General features: G+C 35.7%; 4 protein-coding genes and 1 other RNA gene. 1 reads left to right on the forward strand and 4 read right to left on the reverse strand.

The features are described 5' to 3' along the window. Window positions 1-123 precede the first annotated feature (123 nt). Window positions 124-306, forward strand: a non-coding RNA gene (ssrS, locus tag ACQV2X_RS08470) — 6S RNA. A 384-nt stretch (window positions 307-690) separates the two neighbouring features. Here ssrS and pyrR read toward each other — a convergent pair. From pyrR to ACQV2X_RS08490, 4 genes are all read right to left on the reverse strand, one after another. After that, entirely contained in the window at window positions 691-1,230 is a 540-nt protein-coding gene (gene pyrR, locus ACQV2X_RS08475) for a bifunctional pyr operon transcriptional regulator/uracil phosphoribosyltransferase PyrR (RefSeq protein ID WP_428874395.1), read from the reverse strand. A 117-nt stretch (window positions 1,231-1,347) separates the two neighbouring features. Further along, complete coding sequence (locus ACQV2X_RS08480; protein ID WP_428874397.1) at window positions 1,348-2,556, reverse strand: acetate kinase; 1,209 nt, start codon at window positions 2,554-2,556, stop codon at window positions 1,348-1,350. Window positions 2,557-3,136: 580 nt separating this feature from the next. After that, window positions 3,137-4,129 (reverse strand): hypothetical protein, encoded by a 993-nt coding sequence (locus ACQV2X_RS08485; RefSeq protein ID WP_428882472.1) that lies wholly within the window; start codon window positions 4,127-4,129, stop codon window positions 3,137-3,139. 175 nt (window positions 4,130-4,304) lie between these two features. After that, a partial coding sequence (locus ACQV2X_RS08490; RefSeq protein WP_428894422.1) for an LPXTG cell wall anchor domain-containing protein occupies window positions 4,305-4,558 on the reverse strand: 254 nt, incomplete at its 5' end.

Raw genomic sequence — 4,558 nt, forward strand, 5'->3', positions numbered from 1 at the left:
TAAGCATGCCCATTTAGAAGCACCTTGTGTAACATATGTTTGACAACTCTAGACAATGCTTTCATTTTTTCAAACAAAACTATTGCAATTCAATCTCATCGTGTTATACTAGGTACATAGGAAATATATCTGATGTGTTCGAGAGATAGTCAATGTGTTGACCGAACATTTTACATTAGGGATTCTTCAATCGAATACCTATGACAAGCCATCGCATGTGGAAGTCAGAAGCATTTCGTGAGAACCCCACCTGATTGCTAGCGGGTTCAACCTAGCTTTATTGAATCGGCACGATTCGGATATATTTTGAGAGCTGGCAATTGCCAGCTCTTTTTTAATGAATCTTTAGATAGAATTGAGGTTAATAATGCTACAAGCTTTGCTCTATGCCTTCCCATCGATATTAGTGATTTTGGCCCTCTATATTTTTTACTTCCGACATTCCTTACTAAAATTGCTCAAGCTACAAGACCTTAGGATTTTCAATTTAATCGCACTAACCTTTTTTTTATTAGCTATTTTAGGCTTTATCTTAATCTATTTACAATTAAAAATTTGGAGTCTTGTCTGGCTAGTCCTTGTTTTGATTTTGATTACCATGGTCTCTGTGCTCATCTACTTTACTCTTAGGTCGCATTAACTCATTCAAATTAAAAGCCCTTCAAAGCTAATAACTTTGAAGGGCTTCGTTTATTTACGTAAGATAACGACTTCTTCTGCTTGGTCTACTTCATTTAATTTGACTGCCACTTTTTCTTCGCTGGATGTCGGGATATTTTTACCGACGAAATCAGCGCGAATTGGGAGTTCACGGTGACCTCTATCCACCAGTATTGCCAATTGAATTTTGGCTGGACGATCTGACGATAGAATCGCATCCAGTCCTGCTCGAATGGTTCGACCTGTATATAAAACATCATCCACCATAATCACAACTTTATCACGCATTGAGTGAGAAAAGTGAGGGGGTTGAACAACAGGGGCTTCATTTTTAAACTTGTGGGTCAAATCATCACGGTAAAAAGAAATATCTAACTCTTCTAGCTCTACTTGAATAGCTTCAATTTGCGAAATTTTTTCAGCTAAACGATGGGCTAAATATATGCCTCTTGTTTTAATTCCTACTAATACTAATTCTTGGACGTTCGGATTCCGTTCGACAATTTCGTGGGCCATTCTCTTTAGAGTTCTATTGATCGCTTGCTCATCTATAATAATATTTTCAGCCATTCATGTGTCTCCTTCAGTTTGGTATCTCTAGACTTCTTTATTTTCTTCCCTTAATAATATACCAAAAGAACGTCATTCTCAAATGAGAATAACGTTCAAACCAACTTATCTTAATGATTATTTTTGATTTTTAAGACGCTCAACGTCACGAGCAATCGCAATTTCTTCGTTAGTAGGAATGTTGATAACTGTTACCGTAGAATCATCTGTAGAAACGATGGCTTCTTGGCGTGTGTTATTACGCTCTTCGTCAATCTTAACACCCATATAACCAAAGTTTCTCATAGTGATTTCACGTGTTTCTTTAGAGTTTTCACCGATACCGGCAGTAAAGACAATCACATCTACACCATTCATCACTGCTACATATTGTCCAATGTATTTAATAATACGATTGAAGAAAATATCTAGAGCTAGTTGTGCACGTTCGTTTCCTGCTTCTGCAGCTTCTTCCACATCACGCATATCGGATGAGACACCTGAAATACCGAGTAAACCAGATTTTTTATTGAAGATAGTTACCATCTCTTCAATGCTTTCAATACCTTCCTTTTGCATGATGAATGGAATTGCAGATGCATCGATATCACCGACACGTGTTCCCATTGTTAAGCCAGCTAGTGGAGTGAAGCCCATTGAAGTATCAACAGATTTCCCTTTCTCCACAGCAGTAATTGAAGCTCCGTTCCCTAAATGACAAGTGATAATTTTAAGATCTTCAATGGGCTTACCTACGATTTCAGCTGCACGGTGGGCCACAAATTGGTGACTTGTCCCATGAGCTCCATATTTACGAACGGAGTAATTTTCATAGTATTCGTACGGAATGCTGTATAAATAATTTTCAGCCGGCATTGAAGTATGGAAAGAAGTATCAAAGACTGCTGCCATGGTAGCATGTGGTAATTTTTCTTGGAATACACGAATTACGACTGCTTCCGCAGGGTTATGTAAGGGGGCGAAATCTCCCAATTCTTCAATGTTTTTGATAACTTGCTCATCTACTAGAGTAGACTCCTTGAAGAGTTCTCCACCAGCTACTACACGGTGTCCGACACCGGTAATTTCTTCAAAGTTTGTGATAACTCCTAAGTCTAGAAGTTTAGTTAGTAATAAATCCACTGCACGAGCATGATCTGCAATATCTTCGACTATTTGAAACTTTTGATCTTCACCATTAGCGTCCGTATATTTAATTTCTAATTTTGAATCGCTTAATCCAATACGTTCAACTAATCCTTTAGAAACCACTGTTTCTTCAGGCATCTCTATGATTTGGAATTTCAAACTTGAAGAACCCGCATTAATCGCCATTGTTTTAGACATTTACAATTTCCCCATTTCTTTGTTAGTTCATATAGGTCTAGTATATCATGTTTATCCTTACACCGTAAACACTGATTCAAAATTTTGTGAAGTTTTTAATAAAGTTTGCTCTGTCCTTCGAAAGTTTAATAATTATTAACTTACTGATAATAATAAAGAATTAATGAATTAAAAAACTTTTTTGGCGCTTTCTATTGATCCCTATCATGCTCTGACTATTTTTAGGATAGCCAATACTTTATTGTGCTTGAGGGTCAAAGTGATGAGTTTTATTAAGATTAAACTCATATAATCAAGGTCTCAACTTGCCCATCACAACAATTACTCATCAACACCCATTTTTCGACTTTGTTACCCGCTAAATAGCAAAATTATACCTTAAATTTTCCGTCATTTTACATACAGGCTGGGTGGCTTTTTCACTGGCTGATGGTCCATATAAAAGTGTTCTGAACAATAGTTAGAATATATTTTTCTTCAGTTGTTCCCACCTTTAGAATTTGTCCCTTTTTCATTAACACCATTCAAAGACTCTTTATCATACCTTAACTCTCTTTATCCGATGGTATTTATATTTTCTTTAACTTTTTACAAAAGTTTTGCTAATTGTACCATCAGGATTTTCTATGATAACTAAATGACCTATTTCTCCCTTATCATTTTGGCTAGGTTGAATAGAATATTCAACTTTCTCAATGGCTTTGTCATGTAAAATATATTCAATCGAAACCAATTCTCCATCTCCATTTTTTAAAGTCATAGTTGTTCCTATGGTGTTTCCTTCTTTATCTTTAAATGCTGACTGTTCAATAGTAGGGACTTTTTCATTTTTTATAAAGGTTTCTTTTTTCAACCCCTCTGCATTCGTAATTATAATTAAATAACCTCGATCCCCGTTTTCGTCTTTATCATAAGTGATTTTAACATCTGGGGCTATTTCTTGTTTGCCAATCAAAATATGTTCGTTCAATAAAACTCGCTCTGCATCATCTTTAACTAAAACAGTGTATCCTATAATACTTCCTTGATTATCCTTAAAAGGGATTTTTTCGATGGTTGGAACTTTTTTGTTTTCCACAAAAACTTCTTCAAAGTCACCATCTGGTTTATAAATAATCACTTTATGACCCGTTCCCTCAGCAATAATTTTAAGCTCAGGTTCTTTGCCATCGGGATCATTTAAAATATGGTGAGTGGCGATCAACTTTTCTTGGCTATCTTTGATGACAAATGTTTTGCCAATAATTTGTTCTTGAAAATCCTTCAAATCTTTAGTTTCAACAACTGGTTGCTCATTTTCAAGATTACTTGACTTGTTTTCTAAAAATATCTTCTCTTCTTCCCCGGTCGGCTTTAAAATATTGACCGTGTATCCATACACACCCTCTCTTTCTGATTGATTCACATTAACTTTTACTGATTTCCCATTGCTATCATTCAAAATGTTCTGACTTAAAATGATATTTCCTTCATTATCTTCAATAATAATGGTCTTACCTATATCATTGCCCTCTCCATCTTTGATTGGCTTTTTATGAATAATCGGTGATTCTCCATAAAGTATGTTTTCCATAACTTCTATCCTCCTCAAGAAACTATAAAGCTATTAAGCTCAATCATTTTTATATAAATAATCATATATCTTTCTGTCTTTAAAAACAACTCGCCCATTTAAAAACTCTCTTCATCCATTTAAGAATGAAGAGAGTCCTATTTAAAGATCTTACACTAGCGTCTTAGCCTACAGTTTATTGGTTCTCACTTAGGCGTTTTTTTAATTCTGCTACAGAAATTCCTAAGCCCATTGCCAGTAAAGTAAGACCCATTGCTACATATTCTCCTTCATCAGAACCAGTATTAGGCAGTAAAATCCCTGACTTATTGACAGTTACTTCTTCACCCTTAGGAGTAGTCTGGTCTAAATCTGGTGTTGGATCTGGATCTGGTGTTGGATCTGGATCTGGCGTTGGATCTGGATCTGGCGTTGGATCTGGATCTGGTG

This window comes from Facklamia sp. P12945 (assembly GCF_050409485.1).
GTDB lineage: Bacteria > Bacillota > Bacilli > Lactobacillales > Aerococcaceae > Facklamia.

Excerpts from the sequence above, each read along its gene's own strand:
- ACQV2X_RS08480 (WP_428874397.1), bottom strand. The coding sequence starts at position 2,556 with ATGTCTAAAACAATGGCGATTAATGCGGGTTCTTCAAGTTTGAAATTC.
- ACQV2X_RS08485 (WP_428882472.1), bottom strand. The coding sequence starts at position 4,129 with ATGGAAAACATACTTTATGGAGAATCACCGATTATTCATAAAAAGCCA.
- pyrR (WP_428874395.1), bottom strand. The coding sequence starts at position 1,230 with ATGGCTGAAAATATTATTATAGATGAGCAAGCGATCAATAGAACTCTA.